The sequence below is a fragment of the Nitrospira sp. MA-1 genome, assembly GCA_032139905.1.
Taxonomy (GTDB): domain Bacteria; phylum Nitrospirota; class Nitrospiria; order Nitrospirales; family UBA8639; genus Nitrospira_E.
The window spans coordinates 810,011-830,721 of sequence record JAQJDB010000006.1; the positions used below are offsets into that span (position 1 = coordinate 810,011).

General features: G+C 50.8%; 13 protein-coding genes and 1 pseudogene. 2 read left to right on the top strand and 12 right to left on the bottom strand.

Annotated elements, in window-relative coordinates; translation table 11 throughout:
* The first annotated feature begins 398 nt into the window (after nt 1–398).
* Nucleotides 399–1,538: pseudogene (locus PJI16_10995) on the top strand (glutathione-independent formaldehyde dehydrogenase).
* Between the two features lie 162 nt (nt 1,539–1,700).
* Here PJI16_10995 and PJI16_11000 read toward each other — a convergent pair.
* The 9 genes from PJI16_11000 to tmpT all read right to left on the bottom strand — a co-directional run bounded on the left by PJI16_11000 (nt 1,701) and on the right by tmpT (nt 11,937).
* Complete coding sequence (locus PJI16_11000; GenBank protein MDT3778083.1) at nt 1,701–2,252, bottom strand: inorganic diphosphatase; 552 nt, start codon at nt 2,250–2,252, stop codon at nt 1,701–1,703.
* 554 nt (nt 2,253–2,806) lie between these two features.
* A complete protein-coding gene (locus PJI16_11005; protein ID MDT3778084.1) occupies nt 2,807–3,295 on the bottom strand; it encodes a pyridoxamine 5'-phosphate oxidase family protein in 489 nt (162 codons plus the stop codon).
* A gap of 460 nt (nt 3,296–3,755) precedes the next feature.
* On the bottom strand, nt 3,756–3,965 hold the full coding sequence (locus tag PJI16_11010; protein MDT3778085.1) for a hypothetical protein: 210 nt from the start codon (nt 3,963–3,965) through the stop codon (nt 3,756–3,758).
* Nucleotides 3,966–4,121: 156 nt separating this feature from the next.
* Nucleotides 4,122–4,532, bottom strand: a complete 411-nt coding sequence (locus tag PJI16_11015; protein ID MDT3778086.1) for a hypothetical protein — start codon at nt 4,530–4,532, stop codon at nt 4,122–4,124.
* A gap of 126 nt (nt 4,533–4,658) precedes the next feature.
* Entirely contained in the window at nt 4,659–7,865 is a 3,207-nt protein-coding gene (locus PJI16_11020; GenBank protein MDT3778087.1) for a PAS domain S-box protein, read from the bottom strand.
* Nucleotides 7,866–8,607: 742 nt separating this feature from the next.
* Entirely contained in the window at nt 8,608–8,790 is a 183-nt protein-coding gene (locus tag PJI16_11025) for a hypothetical protein (protein MDT3778088.1), read from the bottom strand.
* A 673-nt stretch (nt 8,791–9,463) separates the two neighbouring features.
* Complete coding sequence (locus PJI16_11030) at nt 9,464–9,952, bottom strand: hypothetical protein (protein ID MDT3778089.1); 489 nt, start codon at nt 9,950–9,952, stop codon at nt 9,464–9,466.
* A complete protein-coding gene (locus PJI16_11035; protein MDT3778090.1) occupies nt 9,949–10,656 on the bottom strand; it encodes a DUF3800 domain-containing protein in 708 nt (235 codons plus the stop codon). The genes PJI16_11030 and PJI16_11035 overlap by 4 nt, the downstream gene beginning before the upstream one ends.
* Before the next feature lie 630 nt (nt 10,657–11,286).
* The gene (gene tmpT / locus PJI16_11040; protein ID MDT3778091.1) at nt 11,287–11,937 is read right to left on the bottom strand and encodes a thiopurine S-methyltransferase; all 651 of its coding nucleotides are present in this window, start codon (nt 11,935–11,937) and stop codon (nt 11,287–11,289) included.
* Nucleotides 11,938–12,380: 443 nt separating this feature from the next.
* Between tmpT and PJI16_11045 the strand changes: the two genes are divergently transcribed.
* Entirely contained in the window at nt 12,381–12,578 is a 198-nt protein-coding gene (locus tag PJI16_11045; GenBank protein MDT3778092.1) for a hypothetical protein, read from the top strand.
* On the opposite strand, the gene PJI16_11050 is transcribed toward PJI16_11045, so the two are convergent.
* The 3 genes from PJI16_11050 to PJI16_11060 all read right to left on the bottom strand — a co-directional run bounded on the left by PJI16_11050 (nt 12,575) and on the right by PJI16_11060 (nt 20,438).
* The gene (locus tag PJI16_11050; GenBank protein ID MDT3778093.1) at nt 12,575–15,091 is read right to left on the bottom strand and encodes an ATP-binding protein; all 2,517 of its coding nucleotides are present in this window, start codon (nt 15,089–15,091) and stop codon (nt 12,575–12,577) included. The two genes, PJI16_11045 and PJI16_11050, sit on opposite strands and share 4 nt — an antisense overlap.
* A 589-nt stretch (nt 15,092–15,680) precedes the next feature.
* Nucleotides 15,681–17,657 (bottom strand): amylo-alpha-1,6-glucosidase, encoded by a 1,977-nt coding sequence (locus PJI16_11055; GenBank protein ID MDT3778094.1) that lies wholly within the window; start codon nt 17,655–17,657, stop codon nt 15,681–15,683.
* 111 nt (nt 17,658–17,768) lie between these two features.
* Nucleotides 17,769–20,438, bottom strand: coding sequence for a glucosidase (locus tag PJI16_11060; protein MDT3778095.1), 2,670 nt, complete (start codon nt 20,436–20,438; stop codon nt 17,769–17,771).
* Between the last annotated feature and the right edge of the window lie 273 nt (nt 20,439–20,711).

The following is a 20,711-nucleotide window of genomic DNA, read 5'->3' on the forward strand; positions in this document are numbered from 1 at the left end:
ACGTTGTTGACTCTTCTTCATAAGCAGCCATGCCAGTTCATAAACCGTCCTCCGCCTGTTCCCATACCAGGCGTGTATAGACAGCCTTCATTTGTATGATCAAATTTTCTCAGTCCTGTCCGTTAGTGGACAATGCCCAAAATTTTCAATTCATTCTGGATTTTATCCAAAAGACCAAAGAAACGTGGAAAACGTAGGCGGAGAGTTACTTATTTGGGTCAGCCAGGGTTCTTCTCAGTGCCATCTTCAGCCTGTTTCCTCTCTAATACTATGTTTATTGACTCCCTCGAGCTTCAGATGTGGTTTGCCGATAATGTCGTCCACCATTCCCTGTGGCAGCGGCTGTGCCTCTCACACAAATTGGAATATCCCTCACAAACAGAGGAAGGAATTATGCCATGAAAGCAGTCGTGTATAACGGTCCCCAAGATGTCAGTGTGAAAGAGGTGCCCGACGCAAAAATCGAGCGACCGACGGATGTGCTCGTGAAAATGACGACGACCAATATTTGCGGGTCTGATTAACACATGTACGAAGGACGGACGGCGGTCGAGTCAGGCACGGTGTTCGGACACGAGAACCTTGGCGAGGTGATCGAGGTCGGCAAGGGGGTCACACAGGTCCAGGTTGGCGAGCGTGTGTGTCTGCCCTTCAACATCAGTTGCGGATTTTGCAAAAACTGCGAGAGAGGTTTGACTGCGTTCTGTCTGACGGTCAATCCGGGAACCGCTGGTGGAGCTTATGGTTATGCGGGAATGGGTCCGTATCCGGGTGGACAAGCGGAGTACTTGCGTGTTCCTTACGGTGATTTCAATTGTTTGCGTTTGCCTGAGGATGCACAGGAAAAGGAAGCCGACTATGTCATGCTTTCGGACATTTTCCCTACCGGATACCATGCGACGGAGATGGCTGGCGTTCAGCCGGGCGACTCGGTTGTCGTTTATGGCGCCGGTCCGGTTGGGCTGCTGGCGGCCTATTCGGCGATCCTCAAAAGCGCCAGTAAGGTCATGATTGTGGATCGTCACCCAGATCGATTACGACTGGCCGAGAAAATCGGTGCTATTCCCATTGACGACTCGAAGGTTTGTCCGGTTGATCAGGTCCTTGAGCTAACCGGCGGAGAGGGAGCGGATACGGGATGTGAGTGCGTGGGATATCATGCTCATACCCCTCAGGGTCATGAGCAGGCCAATATGACTATGAATAATCTTGTAGGATCAGTGCGAGCGACCGGCGGCATTGGTGTGGTGGGCGTGTTTATGCCTGAAGACCCCAAGTCATTCGATGCATTGGCTCAAAAGGGACAGTTGGCATTCGACTGGGGGCTCTTCTGGTCTAAGGGACAGCGGATAGGAACCGGGCAAGCCAACGTGAAGGCATATAATCGCCGATTATGCAATCTCATTGAGGCCGGTAAAGCCAAGCCCTCGTTCCTCGTCACCCACGAGTTGCCTCTTCGGGAGGCCCCGGAAGCGTATCGGCATTTCGATGCGCGGGAAAACGGCTGGATCAAGGTCCTGCTCAAGCCTGCGGCGTGAGAAGGGAAATGGAAAATACTCACGATTCCACCAGTTGTTGGGGGCTCGAGATTTTCCGCAAACTCCGGATTGAATATCCTGCTGCATGAGGCGACGGCCGGAAAGGTCCACTATGACTTCATCCGGCCTGTCGGCCGTGGGTCCAACAGGGAATGCCGTGTTTCAGAACAAATCTTTATACATGTGCAGGCTTTGATTCAGAATATTTTGAGCGACTTTTTTCTCTAAAAATTCCTCCACCACGACCGCTTTGTGTTCAAGGGTCTTGTACTCTTCAAAGAAATGGCGCATTTCGGAAATGAAGTGCTGTGGCAGTTCTGAAATATCTTTAATGTGACTGACACTGGGATCGCCTGCCGCAACCGCGATGATTTTGTCATCGGCCTCTCCGTTATCAAGCATGCGCATGACCCCGATGACTTTGGCCGGCACAATACACATCGGAACCACATCAATTTGTGAAATAATCAGAATATCCAGGGGGTCTTTGTCTTCACAATACGATTGCGGAATGAATCCGTAATTGGCAGGGTAATAGACGGAAGAATATAACACCCTGTCGAGTCTTAGCAGGCCACTCTCTTTGTCTAATTCATACTTTGCTCTGGTGCCTTTTGGAATTTCAATAATTCCATTGACAAATTCGGGAATCTTGTCGCCTGGGCTGGCATGATGCCAGGGGTTAAAAAACTGGGGCTTGGATAATTTGTCCATCGTGTTTTCCTGATATTGAGTGGGTGGTGAGTTATGTTATTTCTATGGGGAAGCGATTCAAATAATATTTCATCAGTTAAACTTGTGTTTCCGGTATCTCGTGCCCATGGCATGAGGTTCTCAATTTTTCCGTTGCATAGTGTGCTCCATTATCTACATTCTGTGTAATAAGGTTGTTTTCCCCCATAGATAGGGCGAACCGGGAAGGTTCTCGCGTGGGATTTCCCTGGCACCCATTCACGCTTCTCCCATCACTTGGTACCCAACCGCAAGGGAGGGACCTGCAAAGAAAATCTCAACCATTCGCACTGGATAGATTGCCACCGCTGAGGCCAGACTTGCTCAGGGGTGGAAGGTGCTGGAAGGGATGGAGGCTCAGGCCTTAGGGAGAAAACCTAATGGGAGAATGATTTCTTTTTTTGATAGATCGATCCTGAAAAATTATCCGGAAGTTTGCGTCGGCCTTGAAGCAAGGATAGCGAACCCTCACTCTCCTGTAAAGTACAGAAAAGCGTTTAGGGCTGGAATAGAGGCCGGCCAATTGATTAATCAAACTATCCAGTACGGGCATGGTCGAAGACCGACAAGTCTTCTCCAGACAGGGTGTACGCTTTTCCAAATCCCATCACAAACTGTCCACTCTTCTTGTGCAGGTGAAATAGGACAAAGTCCGGCAACTGCCGTAACAGGCCTGCCATCTTGCCATGCCGTTGCTCATAGTCGTCCAGCACCGACTCGTAATCGGGACTGTTGGGTGGGATATGTTTGGCATCACACACGTAATTCACCCTCGTCCGGGCGAAAATCTGTGACGTCGACTGTTCATCGGCGATGATCATGATCGCGACAGTCCCGTTTGCCAGCAGATGACGGGTATGCGCGGCGAGTTGACTGACAAAAATGTAAAAACTGTCCGGAGCCCGGTGCAAGTAGGGCGTATAGCTGCAGTGGGGAATGCCGTCGACCCCGACGGTGGAAAGCTGGAGACTCTGCATACCCTCTATGAGACTGGCGCAGACCTTAGCCGGCTGCTCATCGTTCATGGGATTCAACTACCTCCGTGTAAAGGGTTCCTCGCTCTTTCATATGTGTTCTGGAAAGGTTCGTTTCCCCTGTTCCGACGCCTGCCGTCCGGCCCTCTAGATGGACGCTCTCATGTGCCAGCGAGCCTTGTTTGAGTCCTTCGATATGGCTCAGGATAAACTCCGCGAGTTTGTCCGCCTCCACAGGCTGGCATCCGTTCGGTCTAATAAGGTCATACGGGGCGTCAATGGTTTTGGCTCCTTTTGCCGAAACAAAAAGGGCTCGGCTGCCGGGCCGAGAACCGGCAATACAGAACATCACTTTGACACGAAAACCGGGTACATACGTACGAGAGATTCACCTACCAGAGATCCACCCCTAAATTGGATTTCCGATACTTATCATTAAGCTGTAAGGCCAAAACCATAAATCCTGAATGGTCTCCGCTTTCCCCCGGAAATATGGTTCTGTGGCAGATACTCATAGAGCGGGAAAAAATGTCGGATACCTTTTTTTGGAACATGCGCGTTGGAGAGCGGTAGCCGCATCGGACAGTTCAAGAGCGAGGAGCAACCGCTGTTCAGGGGTGAGTTTTCGAGCCGCGTCAATCTTGTGTTTCGCAAGCCTTTCGCCAAGTTGACTGGGACGGCGTGAGTCAATAAAACTTGGATCGGACGTTTTCAATTTCATAAAAATATCTTACATGGAAACATCGGATTCGTCACTGGAAAAATGGATTGGCATCGTTACCGACAGGTGTGATCATGCCCCCGTGCCTTGGTCACATTCATAGCGCCCGTTGAATTTTTCCAACAGCAGAGTACTACTTACAAATCATGGGAGGTCTCAGTACCCCCGCCCGGTGCTCCCGCCTTTCATGCTGCCCAACGGGAGAGCATCGTAGCGTGCTTTCAGATCAGGATGCTCGTTGAGATACCCATTTACGGCCGCCTCATCGGCGAACACCTCAGGGCTGCGCTGGCGATATTCCTCAATCGTCAAATTATGCTTTGCCAATAACGCACTCAGTTTGGTATTGATATCCGCGCCCATTTCTTTCATGGCCTCGGGCGAGGGTCGTTGACCGTCCCCGTATCCCTTTCCACCCTTAAAATAGTTCGTCATCATCTCGCCGATCTCAATACGGGACTTCACAAATTTCTCCACCTCGGCCGGTTCGGTGGCCAAGCCGGTCCCTGCGAAGAGCGCAACACTTAAAGAAACTCCGATCATCATGCGTGGCAGATTCATAGTCATGATTTCCTTTCAGAATGTGATTAAATAATTCAGTCAATCAAGTTGTATGCCATCATAGCATTCCAAGAAACCCCGTGCAGTCTGAGCGCAACTCACAGGTCGTTCTGCCAACTATCAGAAGACCACCTATGGCTGTGACGTCATGACGGTTGTAATCATTTGATAGAGATCGGCGACAGCAGCTTCTTTTGGCAAGAGGGCGACCGCTCCGGCCTTGAGCATAGCTCGTTGGTTTTCTCCACCGGCATTGACAGATAATCCAATAATAATGATATCCGGATGATGCGCTTTTATGCGCGATGTGGCCTCAATCCCATTCAGTCGTGGCATATTGACATCCATGATCACCAGGGCAGGTTTCAGGCGTTCAACTAGATCGATGGCTTCTTCCCCGTTCCCGGCTTCCCCCACCAGTTCCAGGTCTTCATGGCTCTCCAACATTTTCCTTAATCCCTCCCGCACCATCACATGGTCATCGACGATTAAAATGCGAATTTGGTTTTTTGTACTGATCTTTGGGAGATCGCCTGCCTCCGGAAGCGATTGATCGACCCTGGTTGGATCGATGTTCTGCCCGTCCGTATCCTGTTGTAGTGTAGGACCCTTTTCCAACTTTAACGCGATGGGTACAATGAGGCGGGCCGTGGTTCCATGATCAGGCAGTGATTCAATTTCGAATGTTCCTCCAAGGGTAATCATGCGTTCGCGAATCGAGAACAGGCCAAATTTCATCGCTTGGTCCGTGAAAGGCTGGGTGGCAGTTCCTTTGGGGGGATGAAACCCCTTACCCTCGTCGCGGACGGAAATATGTAGCACCCCCTCCTCTTTGCGAAGTGTGAGTGTGGCGCGGTCCGTGTCGGCATGTTTTATCACGTTGAGAAACAGTTCGCGGACCGATTGATACAACAAAATCGCCTGTTCCTCCGGGACCTTCCAGTCTTGAATGCCCTCGCAGGTCATTTCTACTTTCAGGCCATGATGGATCATTTGACCGGCCAACCATTGCAAGGCCGCCAGCAATCCAAATTCAAATAAGACCGAAGGGCTTAATTCCGCGACGAGCGTTCTTGTGTAGGTGAGGGCTTGATCGAGGACCTCTTCGGTTTCTTTGACCAGATCGGAGCTTTCAGAGTCCATGCCGGAGGCTGGGCTGATCTGGCCCAGTTTCAAGCGGCACACCACTAGTAGTTGGCTGAGGTAATCATGAAGTTCCGTCGCAATACGTTGCCGTTCCCGTTGTTCGGTCAAATTGAGGGCGGCCGCTAATTCCCGTAACAGTTTCTGAGAATTGACGAGCTCCTCGGTTCGATCATTGACCTGTCTCGCCAATTCCAGCGTAAAAAGTTGCCGGTCCTTCTCGGCCCGTTTCAGGTCTGTAATATCCAGAACTTCGATGACATTACCTATCCGCTCCCCTTGCTTGAAAATCTGCCTGGTGTTGCAGCGTACAGGATAAAAATGGCCATCTTTATGGATGAATACGTCTTCATGATTGGTCAGAGTCTCTCTTAAGAGAGATATCCCGGCCAGGGGACATTCTTCTATGGGAAATGGGAATCCATTTGGACGGGTATGGTGGACCATTTCATGCAAAACCCGGCCAATCAGCTCTTCAGGTTTGAACCCCATCACGATTTCCGTGGAGGGATTGGCAAAGGTCACTCGTCCGGCGGTATCAATCATAAGCAGGCTGGTCGAGGTATTATCGGTGATGGTTTTGTTGAGAGACAATTGTTCATGAAGCGCGATGGTCGACTGGCGAATGGTTTCCCTGTCCCGTTGGCGTTCGGTAATATTCGTCATCGTCACCAATGTCGTTTCATCGTCTTCCTTCCCCATCGGATCGAGCCTGATTGTGAGTGGGATGGTCCTTCCGTCTTTACCACGCCCACGAAACTCAGGATCGGGTTCCATGGATTCGACGTAAGGAATCAAGACGAAGCCAGATCGCGCGCCGGCCTGGTGGACTCGAAATTGCGCGGGAATAAGACCTTCAAATGGCTTTCCAATTAGCTCCTCGCGGGGATATCCGAACCATTCCTCTATTCGTGAATTGGCAAAAAGAATGTGTCCCTTCTGGTTCACCACCAGCATGCCATTGGGGGAGGCTTCAAATATGAGACGCCGTTGGTCTTCAAGGGATTTTTGTTGGCTGATATCCCGCCAGATCAAGCGGCTGGAGATAATACGTCCAGACGCATCACGCACGGCCGTGGTATTCAGGCTGACATCAATCGTCTTTTCTTCACGAGTCCGCAATTGCAATTCCGCATTGTGTTCGACTCCAAATTGGCGGAAGTGTTCAAAGGATTTCAGGGCGTTCGGGAGAGAGTCCTTGGTATACCGTTCGAAAACGGATCTGCCGATGACCTCTTCGCGGGAAAACCCGGTCTTTTCCAGAAGGGTCCGATTGCACTCAACCACGCGCTCTGTCTCGGCATCAACGGAAAAAAACATATCCGGGGCATTCTCGTATAAGTCGCGAAGGAGAGCCTCACTTTTTTTTAAAGCTTGTGCGAGCCGGTGAGTGGTGCGTAATTCCTGCAACTCGGCATGGAGCTGTGATCCGAGTTCGAACCGTGTGGCGTCCTGCATTTTCTGTAGGAGAGGTTCGACCAGTGCTTGCTGCTCCCGAAAGAGAATTTCTATGTCCTCTTCGAAAACCAGTTGAGGAGTCTGATCGAGGACGGCATCATCCCCGGGGGAAGACTGTTCACTCGCCATCGGTATCATGGCATCATACGATGCATGAACTTCTGTCCAAAAATGCGCGGTCCGCACAAAGGCGAGAAAAAGCAAAAGCCATTCGAATTGCGAAGGTCCCAAAAGTCGCCGAAGGGCAGTGCACCATGCGGTGGAGTGTCCCGGTTCCAGAAAAATCATCGCGCAGGCGATGCGCAGGTGTTGCTCTACCATCGAATCGTGAGCCGGCCAGTCCTTTAGGGGAGCATCCATGGTTGCAAGGGCGGACAGGGTATCGGAAAGTTGTTCGTCCTCGGGAAACGGCTCGCTGAGCAAGGTGATGACTTCTTCGGGTGTAAGAGGAGGACAGGTTGGGTCGCCGGCGATGTTCCCTCGTCCCAACAAAAATGCGGCATGTCGTGTCACGCAATACCGGACCCCGCAGAATCGGGAAAGATAGGTGAAGAGCTTTTCCTTGAAGCTTGAGGGAAGTGGGCTTTCCAAATAGGCGAATTTGGCCAGATCGAAAAGGCCCCGGGCGACGATCGGCTCAGGGCTGGCCAACCGGAAAAAGGACGGACAGACTCCCATGAATCGGCGGATTTCTTCCCAAAGAGTTTCTAAGCCGGTATCCCGGGTATGAGGGCTCACCTGTTATTCCTAATTTTAGTGAAAGGGTATCGGGCGTCTTGTCGTCCGATTATACAAGGCTTGGAGGGGATCGGACAAAGCCAAACTGCCACATCCAACACATCCGAATCCATCTCAGGGGACTCATCTTCAAAATTGTGGAGATCGAATTTTATCGATAAAGAACTGTTGTATTTAGCGTTTTCAGGGGATGCACCCGCTGCCCGGGTCAGCAAAGATCGGAATCAGGTTTTTTTTGACCCATTTTGTACAGGTGCTGAGTTGAGACACTTTTTACATTTGAGGCAAGGAAGTGGTGTATCAAAAGGAGTTTTGGGAGAGGGTGCTGTGCTTGTTAAGCCTCAAGCTGGGTTCTAATGTAAGATTAAGCTCCCTTTCCACTTAAAGTGATAAAGGTAAAATGAGGGTGACCGTGGTCCCTGCCCAACATGCTTTACCCAGGGTGGGAATTACGAGACAGTAGATATAAAAGGAGCCACAAGCCGAATTTTGTATAGGGAATGAGGCACGCACTTGCCCGACAAATTTTCAATTGAGTGTCCAGCCAAGCGCCAGACTATTCTCTGCGTGGAGTACAACAGTCAAAGAAAACTCCGGTCATATTGGGTGTCAAATCCATGGTTATGAATTCCATTCAGAACGAGGAAATAAAAAATAGGTACAGTCCAGCCAAATCCACCTGGCATTGCCGTCTAACGTCTAGTGTGGCAATCAGCACAGAAAGTGTCTGCTGTGTCGGTGCTCATAATGGATCGTGTTGACAAAGGAGGTGCATGACAATGCGTACCAACACGTCCTTTTCTTCCGGACGGCTTTCCGCGATCATCAGGGTCATGGCCACGAGTGCGGCATCTTCAACTACGAATTCGGTAAAGGGATTCATGACCCTGACTGCTTCCAGCAGAATGAGGATCAGACGGAGCATCAAATCGCTCTGGTTGATTTTTCTGATCACATCAGTTTGTGCAAATTTTGCACAGACTGAATTGGTGCCTTGATTTTAATGTTTGAGTGTTTGCAGCGTATTGGCCATTTTCCTTCAGGTTTGAAGGACTAAGAAATTCTTAAGAGTTGCCGCTGGTGGCCTTCAGATTGAACTACCGAGAAATTCTCGGTACTTGCGGCTTCCTCCAACTTCCCGTCTGCAAAGATATTTTTTAGGTACAGATCGATGTTGTCGATGGAAGAATCAAAGAGATCACACATCTGCCGCATTGTCAGTCGGTCCGTCTCCTGCTCGAGCCACACATCCCCCCGAACCTGACTGTCGAGGGCAGACCTTCGCAGACTGGGAATTCTTTTGAAATTCCCATCTTACATATTGCCCTATAGTGCCCTCTGCGGATTATTAAAGAGATATATTGAATAATGGGGGCTAATATTCAATCTGTTCATATAGGTTTGTGTTGGGAATTCTGAAATATGGAGGATAAAGTATAATGAAGAATATCGGCTCCCTTACTCAGTCAGGAAGAAGTAATAATTTGAGAAACGCTCAATTTGCTTTACGATCCGTCGATAACTATAATGTATAATAGTCTCATCTACCATGTGTAGAAGGAGCATCCGAGGCCCTTTGGCAGCAATGCCAAGGGGCTTCAGCTTTTTTGGGCTTTCCAATAGGCCGTCAGTTCATTTTCGAAAGTTTGCTGCCTATGTGGTTTGATTTCTGCGTAGGCGGTCTTCAAAACGTAGTAATTATTACGCTTACCAAGGATGACCGCAAAGTCGTAGTCTTTTGCCCAAATCACAACATGCGTATCCTGGCCACGCCGGTTTTCCCACCAGTGGAATCCCTGGTTGTCGGCATTCTCGATAACCCACCGAATCCAGAGGATACGTTCACATCTTCGGAAGTTGGGGATTCGGTCGACCTCGTTCCGGTTTTTTGGATCCGGTGCTTCCGAAATCGTATGCCAAAAACTAAATCCCTTCCCTTGTGTTTCGGGGTGCCGCTTAGCTGTAACCCGCCATCCACGAAACTGGAGTTCGGTCCGTACAAAGGAGTCAAGAAACGCCTTGTAAATCAAGTCCACATAAGTTTTCCATTCCCCTTGAAACGGAAATACCCTCGGTGGGCTATTCATGCATTATCCTTTGGGCGCCAAACGAGAACATTAAACTTTTCAACACGAGGTGGGGTAGAGAACAAGAGATTATGTCCACTTCTTTTGCGTATTTGATCAATAATTGCTTGTTTTGCCGGGGAACCATGGATGTCTCGATGCAAATGTGCAAGGGCACCAGTCAGCAAATCCGCTATCTGCAACAATGGTACATCGTGTGAGTGTACCTGCTCGATGTCTGAAATTTTTTGCCTATCAAAATCATAGTGTGAATCGCAGAGTACTTCATGTAGTTTGCGAACTTTCTCCTGCCCGTGAGTGTCTTTAATATCGAGAAAAACACGAAACAAATGTTTGTCATCCACTAAATGCGTCAAGAGTAGGTACCACATCTTATAGTAAAAATCGTCATGAGACTGATTGAAGCGATGATGATCCAATAATGACTTGTCCGGCACCACGACGGCTCGGAATCGAAGTAGCGGTTCATCGAAAAATAGATCAACCAAAGCCAAATAAAAATCAAGACGACCAGGCGAGACCTTCGTCCATTTAATCTCAAAGACTGGCGAGAGGCCAAATCGTTTTTGTATAGCCTTTATTTTTCGGCTGAGTGCAGCTCGATAAGAAGCTGGACACCAAGTGGCTCCAAGCGCCATGGCTTTTTGGCGATCACCTTCCAAATGACACGATTCGTCACAATAAATATGGATACAATCATTCACGTGGACAAACTCCTTTTTTACTCAACATTGCGCACTCGCAGTTCACCGAAGATGAGTTTGACAATAGTGTGTCGCGCATGGGGCGACGTCAGCGGGCCTGAGCTTCTGTTCGAAGCCGATCATCGTGTAGCGCTGTCCTTTTTTTGTTTTTGTGGGGAATTTGCTTGCCATGGGTCAGCCAGTGGAATTCCTCTTATTTTTAGATGCCAGAATAGCCAACCCTTACATTAATGTACAGATGGGTTTTGGGGGAATGATTTGACGAGAGATTCCTGCCAAAGACTGGCAGGAATGATACGGCCTATGGCTCACAGAAATGATAAAACTAAAAAATCGATCCCTGGTAAAAATGTCGGAGATGGCGTAAGGAAAAATTTTTAGTGAGGGATTGCGGAAAGGAAGATGTTCAGGGAGACGAGGTTGTCTGCAGGTTGGGCTAGATTCTTCGCCCTGGCTCAGAATGACAACGCCGCTGTGGGATCGGAAGGATAACTTAGGTGGGGACTGCCTGGAGGGTGTGCCAGGCGTGGAGGGTTTGGACGGGGGTCCAGGGTTGGGTGACAATTCTGCGAGGCGAAAAATGGTTGTCCGTCAAAGATTTTTTCGATGGTACCCATTTAGCGGAGAGTTTCACAGGATCTTTTCAAGGACATAGACTGTCTGGTGAAGGCTGTCTATGGCGGAGAGTCTTGTTCCTTCATTTTTTGGCTTTTGGCTTTCTTTCAAAGTAATGGTGAATTGATCTTCGTACAGATCATGAATTTCTTTGCCACCAACATGAAAAGGAGGCCCCTCCATTTTTGATTGGTCATAATCATAGACGATGAGAAGGTATTTCCCCCCGGGCTTCAGGGATTGCTTGATAACTTGCGCGTACCCATTTCTCATTGGGGCTGGCAGAGCCACGAGTGCGGCCCGATCGTAAATGTAATCGTAAGAGTGGTGTTCATTGAGTTTGAAAAAGTCCCCGCAACTGATGATGATATTTTCGTGGGTGTAATGGGTGAAATCTTGATCTTGGGCTATCTGAGGGGATGAGAGGCCATTTTCTGAAAAAAAGTCATTCACGGCCTGGGCATGCAATTCGACTCCATGGACATGAAGATTGAGCCCATGAAGCCAAAGAAGATCTTTTGATTTCCCACAGAGGGGAACGAGTACTCGCTGCCCCTTTCCAGGATTGAATTGAGGAAAGTATTTCGTCAGCTTTTCGTGATAGTGTTCTCCGTGGAAGGCTGTCCTTCCTTCGTTCCAGGCTGTTATCCAAAATTGTGAATCCATTGTCTCTACTCCTTGTCTTTCTGCTTTGACGTCGACCGTGTGGCCATTGTGAAGACGATTTTTGCGAATCTAAGCGATGAAGCTTTCAATGTAGGCCATGATTACATGCCTTTCTCGTGGAAAAATTCCAGGGCATGATACCCAACCTCTAGAAAAAAGGACAGATGGGTTTAAGGTATATTCGGACAGGCTGCGGTAGGAGGAAGGCTTCCTTAAAAAGATGGATCACCGATACACGATGTCGGGGATGAGGGAGGAAGAATCGTTTTTAGAGATGAGCAGTCAACAAAAAAAAGGCCTTCTTCAAGCCTGGGTGATCTTGTGGCTGGGCTCAGATTCTTCGGCATGGCCTCAGAATGACAAATCTAAATGGAGAAAAGAGCACTTTATTTTTTGGGAGTGTGGTTTTCTTTTGTTTCTCTGTTGGCGGAAGGTTGAAGGACATGCCAGGTGCGGAGGACTTCGGCGACGGTCCAGGCTTGGGCGATGCAACCTTGCGGGGTGAACGGTGGCTGTCCGTCAAAGATTTCTCCCAGCGTTCCCAGGGAGGAATCCTTGAGATAGCTCTTGCGGTGGTATCCTCGTCGAACACTTCCGGGCTGCGCTGGCGATATTTCTCAATCGTGGGGTCATTCGCTTAGGCGTTCACCCCAACCACTTGATAGACGGAAAGGGGTCTTTGAATGCCTTTCAATGCGAGTTCTCCGAGCGGTTCGGTCGAGATCAGATTTCCAAGAAGGGATGCGACCTGTTCCGACACAAGGATTTGGCCGTGTTGGGCCTCGTTCCAGAGTCTGGATGCCAGATTGGTGACGGGGCCGATCGCGGCATAGTCCGTTCGTCCTTCAAATCCGATCGCACCGATCGTTGCATATCCGGTCGCAATACCGATGCCTACTCCGAGGGGAATGCAGCGTTTCTTCCATTGCTCTTCCAACGAAAAGACCTCACGTCGCATGGCGATTGCCATGCGCACCGCTTGTTCGGCGTGATTGGGACAGGGCTGCGGGTCGTTAAAATAGACCATGATGCCGTCGCCGGCAAATCGCTCAAGCGTTCCGCCAAATTGGGAGATCAGGTAACCCATCGCCGCCTGGTACTCACGGAGGACGGCCATCACCTCTTCGGGAGCCACCGTTTCAGTAAAGGGTGTGAATCCTCGAAGATCGATAAAGAGCACGGTGATTTTGCTGCGATGCCCTTTCAGGAAATCCTCGTGGTCACCCGACATGATCATGTCGGCCAGATTTTGGGGTAAGAACCTGGCTAATTTTTCTTTCTGTAATTGGACGAGTTCCTGTTCTTGTGCGCGTGCTCGAATCAGGTTGCCGACGCGAGCCAGGAGTTCGGGTTCGTCGAAGGGTTTGGACAGATAATCGTCGGCTCCTGCTTCCAGACTTTCAATACGTGCTTCGATTCCAGCGCGGGCTGTTAAGAAAATCACGGGGGTCGATCGAAGAGTCTTATCGTTTCGAACGGCTTTCAAAAGGTCCTGTCCGCTCATTTTCGGCATCATGACATCCGTCAGGATTAATGCCGGACGCAAGTGTTGAGCTATCTCCAGGGCTTCCGCCCCGTCCCTGGCTACTACGATCTTATATTGTCTGTGCAATATTTTTTTGACGTACCCGCGCATATCGGCATTGTCATCGACCACCAACACCAATGGGGCGTCCTTCTTTTCAGCGGGGGAAAGGAAAGACTCCTCGTCTATCTGTTCTTCTTCGGCTAGTCTTGGAAAAAAGGACCGATCCTCCTCGTCATCTTGAATGGCAAGCAGCTGATCGGCGGTCACGTTCCCGCGAGGCAACGTGATGGTAAACACAGAACCACGGCCGGGATCGCTTTCCACCGCAATTGTTCCCCCATGCAGCAGGACGATTTCCTTCACTAAGGCCAATCCGATTCCGCTGCCTTCATAGCGCCTCGTGGCACTGCTTTCCACTTGCGTGAATCGGTCGAAAATTCGCCCTAATTGATCGGGCGGAATGCCGATGCCGTTGTCTTCAACCTCCAGTTCAATGGCATGTTCCTTGGAGGAGAGACGAATCCACACTTGACCCTCATGGGGATCGCTGAACTTGAAGGCATTGGAGAGCAGATTATACAAAATCTTCTTCATTTGGAGTGGATCGGCCTCCAAGGGCACCGGTTGCATCAGGCCTTTCACATGGATGCGACGAGTCGGGCTGGAATCGAAGTTCATGACCACATTGCTCACGAGCGCAGCGAAATCCAGGCATCGTTTGTTCGGAGTGGTGCGACCGCTGTCGAATTTAGCCAGATCCAACAATTCATTGATGAGGAACAGGAGCCTGGAGGCATTCCGTAAGCCGGTCTGGACCACATCTTTGGCTTCTGCGCCTAGTGGAGATTTCAAGAGAGTCTTAAATGCACCTACCGCCAGAGTGAGCGGCGTGCGAATTTCATGGCTGATGTTTGCGAAGAACTCACTTTTCAACCGATCCAGTTCGAGGAGTTTTTGGTTAGACGCCTCCAATTCAGCTCTGGCGCTTCGCTCAAAAAGCCGTGCTTGAAATTCGGCCCGCTGCAGTCGCTCGTAGAGGAAAACCGAGAAGAGTAATGCGACGCAGGTCCATACGAGAAAAAACGAATTTCCTATGGCTGCGTCGATATCCGCCGTCCCGGAGGTACTGAGAAGATTCATTCCATAATACGACATGAGCGTTCCAGCTTGAGCGATCAGATGACTCGGCCAGGACACCGGCACAATGACCGCTGCGGCCAGGAACACCAGGTTGAGCCCGTTGTAATACTGGGCGGCGAATCCCCCAAGCACGACGGTCATCTGAACGATGCACAGATTGCCGATCAATACCCAAAGGATTAAGAACGCATGTGGCGGGATTGCAGCAGGTTGGTATCTCACCAGCAGAAAGCAACCGAGGAGCCCTAACTCCAAAATCGTGCGTATGTCGAGAATCGCATCGAGATGCTCTCGATGGAGGAGGACGTCGGCTACAATGAACGCAGGGTTGGCGACCAATCCCAAAAGATAAAGGACCGTCAGACGTTCCCAGGCAAAACGGGTGCACCAATTTGTGTAAGATTCGGATTCATGGAGCTGTGAACTGTCTTCCTTGTTTGTGGCGAGTCTTATGAACAAACTGCGTAACGTGGAGATGAGGGTCATCGTGAACCTCGGAAGGATCTGGATAGTTTGAATAATCTATCCATCGATCACCGCCTTGACCGCGCTAAAGTTATGCGCAGTTTGCTCAATAAATGATGCGGCCCAAGGAAAAAGCCAATGAGAAGAGAAAGAAGGGCCATGCACACCCCCAAGGACTACACGAGTGGGAAGTATTTATTACTGTGACGTATGAATTACTCCTTTGGTTGATATCCGAACACGAAGGTTTGACCCATGTGAGCAGCCGACCTCATCCGGTCAACCGACCGGAAAGGCAGGAAGTCTTGGGGTCCGCCGGGTTCCCGGGCACTTATCGCTGATTGTCGAGATCATGAGTAATACGGTTTCTTGCCGGTACGGGGTCTTCAGAAAAAAGCCCCGGCCAGTGTGTTAGGAACTGACGTGAGTGTGTCGGCCGCTGGCCGTCCGTTCTGCATCCGGTCTGCCACGATCCCGTGAAAAGAGACCGTCAGACTATAGACAAACCACTCATTAACTTCAAATTCCCTCAACCCCTTTCAACGGAGGAACATTAGGGAGATAATTGGAGAGAAACGTTTGTGGGGACTATCAGGATGCCAGGTTAGTCTTACTTTTGGAGAGTGTGGTTTTCTTTTGTTTCTCTGTTGGCGGAAGGTTGAATGAGATGCCAGGCGCGGAGGATTTCGGCGACGGTCCAGGCTTGGGCGATGCAACCTTGCGGAGCAAAGGGTGGTTGTCCGTCAAAAATTTCGCCGAGCGTCCCCAGGCCGTAATCATTGAGATGATGAGCCATCGGGACAAGATGAGACAGCGCAACTTCGGCATTGTGATAGACCCGAAAATGTGCCAGCACGAAAGGACCCAGGAGCCAGCCCCAGACCGTGCCCTGATGATAGGCTCTATCCCTCTGCCGGATATCTCCTTCATATTGTCCCACATATTGGGAATCATCCTGTCCCAAGCTGCGTAATCCATATGTTGTGTAGAGATGTTGGGCGCAATAGTCGACGACCGCATGCTGCTGCTTGTAGGTGAGCGGACTGTGTGGCAACGATACGGCGAACAATTGATTGGGGCGTGGGGCCGGATCATGGCCATGCGGTCCGTCCAGCACGTCATAGCAGCGGTGTAATGGTTCGTCCCAGAACCGTTGAAAGGAGGCGTGGATGGCCTTGGCTGTTTGCAGAAATTCCTCGTGCGGTTCTTTCAAGGTTTTGGCCAATTGTCCCAAGGTAAGCCAGGCTTGATACCACAGCGCATTGATTTCGATCGGTTTGCCGATGCGGGGCGTCACGACCCAGTCTCCGATCTTGGCATCCATCCAGGTGAGCTGCACCCCCGTCTCCCCGGCATGAAGGAGGTGATCGGCGGGATCCATGCCGATTCCAAACCTGGTGCCCTTGCGGTACCACGCCAGCATCTCGACAAGCACGGGAAAGATCGTTTTGAGAAAGGCGTGGTCATCGGAGGCGTCCACATATTGGCGGACAGCCTCGACGTACCAGAGCGTGGCATCGACACTATTGTATTCCGGCGCTTCTCCCTCCTCGGGGAATCGGTTGGGAAGCATGCCTTGGTCGGCATATTGCGCAAAGGTGGAAAGAATGCTGCGAGCGATGTCAAAGCGTTTGGTGGGCAGCGTCAGTCCGGGCAGGCTGATCATGGTGTCTCTCCCCCAATCTCCAAACCAATGATAGCCGGCGATGATCGTATGGCCGGTGTCGTTGGGTGAGAGGGGACGAGAGGCAATGAACTGGTCGGCGGCCAGTGTGAGCTGTTGGATCCAGGCCGGCCCGTTCGAGTGTGAATGTTTTGTCGTTGATTCCGATTGGAGCAATGCCGTTTCATGACGTCGGCGTGATTCGAAACAGGAAGCAGCGGGTCTGGACGGCTTTAGACGGATGCTGGCCATCCAGGTCATCTGTTCGCCTGGTTTTAAGTCGAGGCTCCAGGTGCCGATGTGCAGATGATGCTCCCGATCGGGAAGTCCGCGCTCCCGTTCCAGGGGCAGATGATAATTGTGAAACCAGGTACTGACGCTCTCTACCAACCCTTCCGACGCGGATAGGATAAACGGAGAGCCTCCTGCGGGCAGAATTTGTAGTCCATGGGGTACGGGCGTGGTGGAGAATTCCGGCAGGGTGTCCAGCGTCGTCCCGTGATAATCCCGATGATTAATAAAGGCGTGCAGATTGAGCCGAACCGGCAGGGTTCCCCGGATCAAGGTATACCTGACATACGTGGTATTCTCCCCCGGCTCCATCCAAATTCGTTTTTCCAATTGTGTGTCGGCGATGGCAAACGTCCAGACCGGCGTGGTGCCTTCCAAACGGAACCGCTCCAGATATAAAAAGCCGGTGGGTGCAATCGTGCCTCCATCCCAATGATTTGTTGAAAGTTGTACCGTCTGCTCCCGGTATTTCACGGTCTCTTCCAGCTTGCTGACTAATAAGGTCCGCCCGAGAGGTGGCTTGAGTGCGGCCATCAATAGCCCGTGATATCGGCGGGTGAGAGAGCCGGCTACCGTGCCGGAGGCGAACCCTCCGATGCCGTTAGTGACGAGCCATTCCCGGCGTTCCGCCATCCAGATATCTCCGCATATCTCCCTGCCAAAATCCACGATCTGTGGCAGGATGGAGGCGGGCAGGGGAGGTGGGATGTCCTGGTGTTGTTGTCTTCGGTCGGGAGACATATCCTATTCTCCTGATTGTTCCAATAGCTTGGTGACAAGTCCGGTCCATCCGGTTTGATGGCTGGCACCCAATCCGGCCCCGTTGTCCCCGTGAAAATATTCGTAAAATAACAAATGATCCCGCCAATGCGGATCGTGCTGAAACATGGCGACTCCTCCGTTGACCGGTCGATGGCCCGCCGTATCACGAAGGAAGATGCGATTGAGGCGACGAGAAATTTCCGCCGCGACTTGCCACAAGGTTTGTTGCGATCCCGACCCGGTTGGGCATTCAACGGTGAGATGGTCACCAAAAAAATGATGGAATTTTTGCAACGATTCGATAAGCAGAAAATTCACCGGAAACCAAATCGGTCCTCTCCAATTGGAGTTGCCGCCGAACATCCCTGTTTTTGATTCGGCCGGTTCATAATCCACGCGATGTTCATGTCCATTCAGATGGAGCACATAGGGATGATCGTGATGGTATTTGGATAAGGCTCGTATGCCATAGGTGGAGAGAAATTCCTCTTCATCCAACATGTACTTCATGACTCTGGGGAGTTGCTCCTGATCCACAATGGAAAGCATCCGGCGCACTCTTCCATCCGGAAGACTGGTTGAACAGACATGACGCCGGAATTCCGGCCGATTCTCAATAAACCATAATAGCCGCCGTTTGAAGCCGGGCAACGCATCCACCACCTCCGGCTCCAACGTTTCAACGGCAAAGAGAGGAATCAACCCCACCATGGACCGGACCTTCATTTGTTGAGAATGGCCGTTCGGGATATGCAGCATGTCATAATAAAATCCGTCCGTCTCATCCCACAGAGAGGCTTCGTGATTGCCTTCCCCGAAGTGATTGATGGCATGAGAAATGTAGACAAAATGTTCAAAGAACTTGCTGGCCACATCGCCATAGGCCGGATCATGTCGTGCCAGTTCCAACGCAATAGCCAGCATATTCAGACAGTACATGCCCATCCAACTCGTGCCGTCCGATTGATCGATATATCCGCCTGTGGGCAGTGGTGCTGACCGGTCGAAGACGCCGATATTATCCAGTCCGAGAAAGCCGCCTTGAAAAATATTGCGCCCATCGGCATCTTTTCGATTCACCCACCAGGTAAAGTTCAGCAGGAGTTTATGGAATATCTTGGCCAACCACACACGGTCGGCTTTGCCCCTGATGCGTTTTTCAATTTTATACACCCGCCAGGCGGCCCAGGCGTGGACGGGCGGATTCACATCGCCGAACGCCCACTCATACGCGGGAATTTGCCCGTTGGGATGCATATACCATTCTCTGACCAATAACCGGAGTTGATCTTTCGCGAAGTCCGGGTCCACCAGGGCTAATGGGACGCAATGAAAGGCGAGGTCCCAGGCCGCAAACCACGGGTATTCCCATTTGTCGGGCATGGAAATGATGTCTTCATTGTAGAGGTGTTTCCAATCCGCGTTCCGGCCATTTTCGCGGCCTGCGGGCGGCGGTGGCTCTGTGGGATCTCCGGCCAGCCAGGTGCGCACGTCAAAATGATAGAACTGTTTGCTCCACAGCATCCCGGCAAACGCCTGACGCTGAACGTTTTGCGCGTCCTTGGATTGCGCCGTTCCGAGTCGTTTGGCAAAAAACTCATCCGCATCCAGTTGCCGTGCAGGGAAAATGGTTTCAAACTCTTTGCCCAACTGTCCCTCGGTCGGAGGTAAATTGGTCAATCGGAGTCGATAGGTGACGCATTGTCCAGGGGCAATTAGGGGATGATAATGAACCGCAGCCTTCGTTCCCACCTGTTCCGGGTTCACCGCCTCTTTTGTGCCGGCGACGATAAAGTCATTGATCCCGTCTTTAACGTACGGATTGCCGTTGGGCACCCCATACAGCCGTTGCATGTTGGTGTCATTTTCCGTAAACAGCAATTCCGGAGTCCCTTCGCTTAACAACCACCGCGATCCATACTGTTCATGGTCGAGGTGGATGACTTGCGCATCGCCAAGGTCCTCATCCCGATTGAGTGTGGGACGGGGAGCATGTGGCGTCCAGGACCAGGTATTGCGAAACCAGATGGTCGGCAATACATGAAGCTCCGCAAAATCAGGCCCCCGGTTGTGAGCGGTGATCCGGATGAGGATGTCTTCGTGCGTCGCTTTGGCATATTCGATAAACACGTCGAAGTACCGGTTGTCATCAAAGATACCCGTGTCCATCAACTCATATTCCCAATCGTGTTTGCCGCGCTTCCGGTTTTCTTCCATCAATTGGGCATAGGGAAACGGGTGTTGGGGATATTTATATAAAAACTTCATGTAGGAATGCGTCGGCGTGGAGTCCAGGTAAAAGTAATATTCTTTGACGTCCTCCCCGTGATTGCCTTCGTTCCCGGTTAATCCATACAACCGTTCCTTCAGAATGGGATCTTTTCCGTTCCAGAGAGCCAGTGCAAAACAAATCTGCTGGTGACGGTCGCAGATTCCCCCGATGCCATCTTCGCCCCACCGATAGGCCCGTGAACGTGATTGGTCATGAGAGAAGTATTCCCATGCGTCTCCATGAGGGCTGTAATCCTCACGGACCGTGCCCCATTGCCGCTCACTCAGGTAGGGTCCCCAACGTTTCCAATGCACCGTTCGCTTTTTAGATTCTTCGAGCCGTATTTCTTCTTGTGTCAGACGGGGTGTTGCTTCGGACATGGACGAGGCTCCCTATGGCAGATGTTTGAGGGTTTATGGCTGAAGTCTTTGCAGGACATGGCTGGTCGGGTCACGAATCATCTATCCACGGGAACATCCCAGCTCCGAAGTCCGGAGGCTCACAGGCTTCCATAACGGAAAACGGTTCTGAAATCTTGGCAATGTGTCACACAGTTGGGTGAAGGGTTGGTAGCCAAACAGGCCTGTGGGGAAGTGGTTGTTTGCACGTTAAAAGACTCCTGTCGGGCTTCCTTGCTCTGTTTCATAATTTTC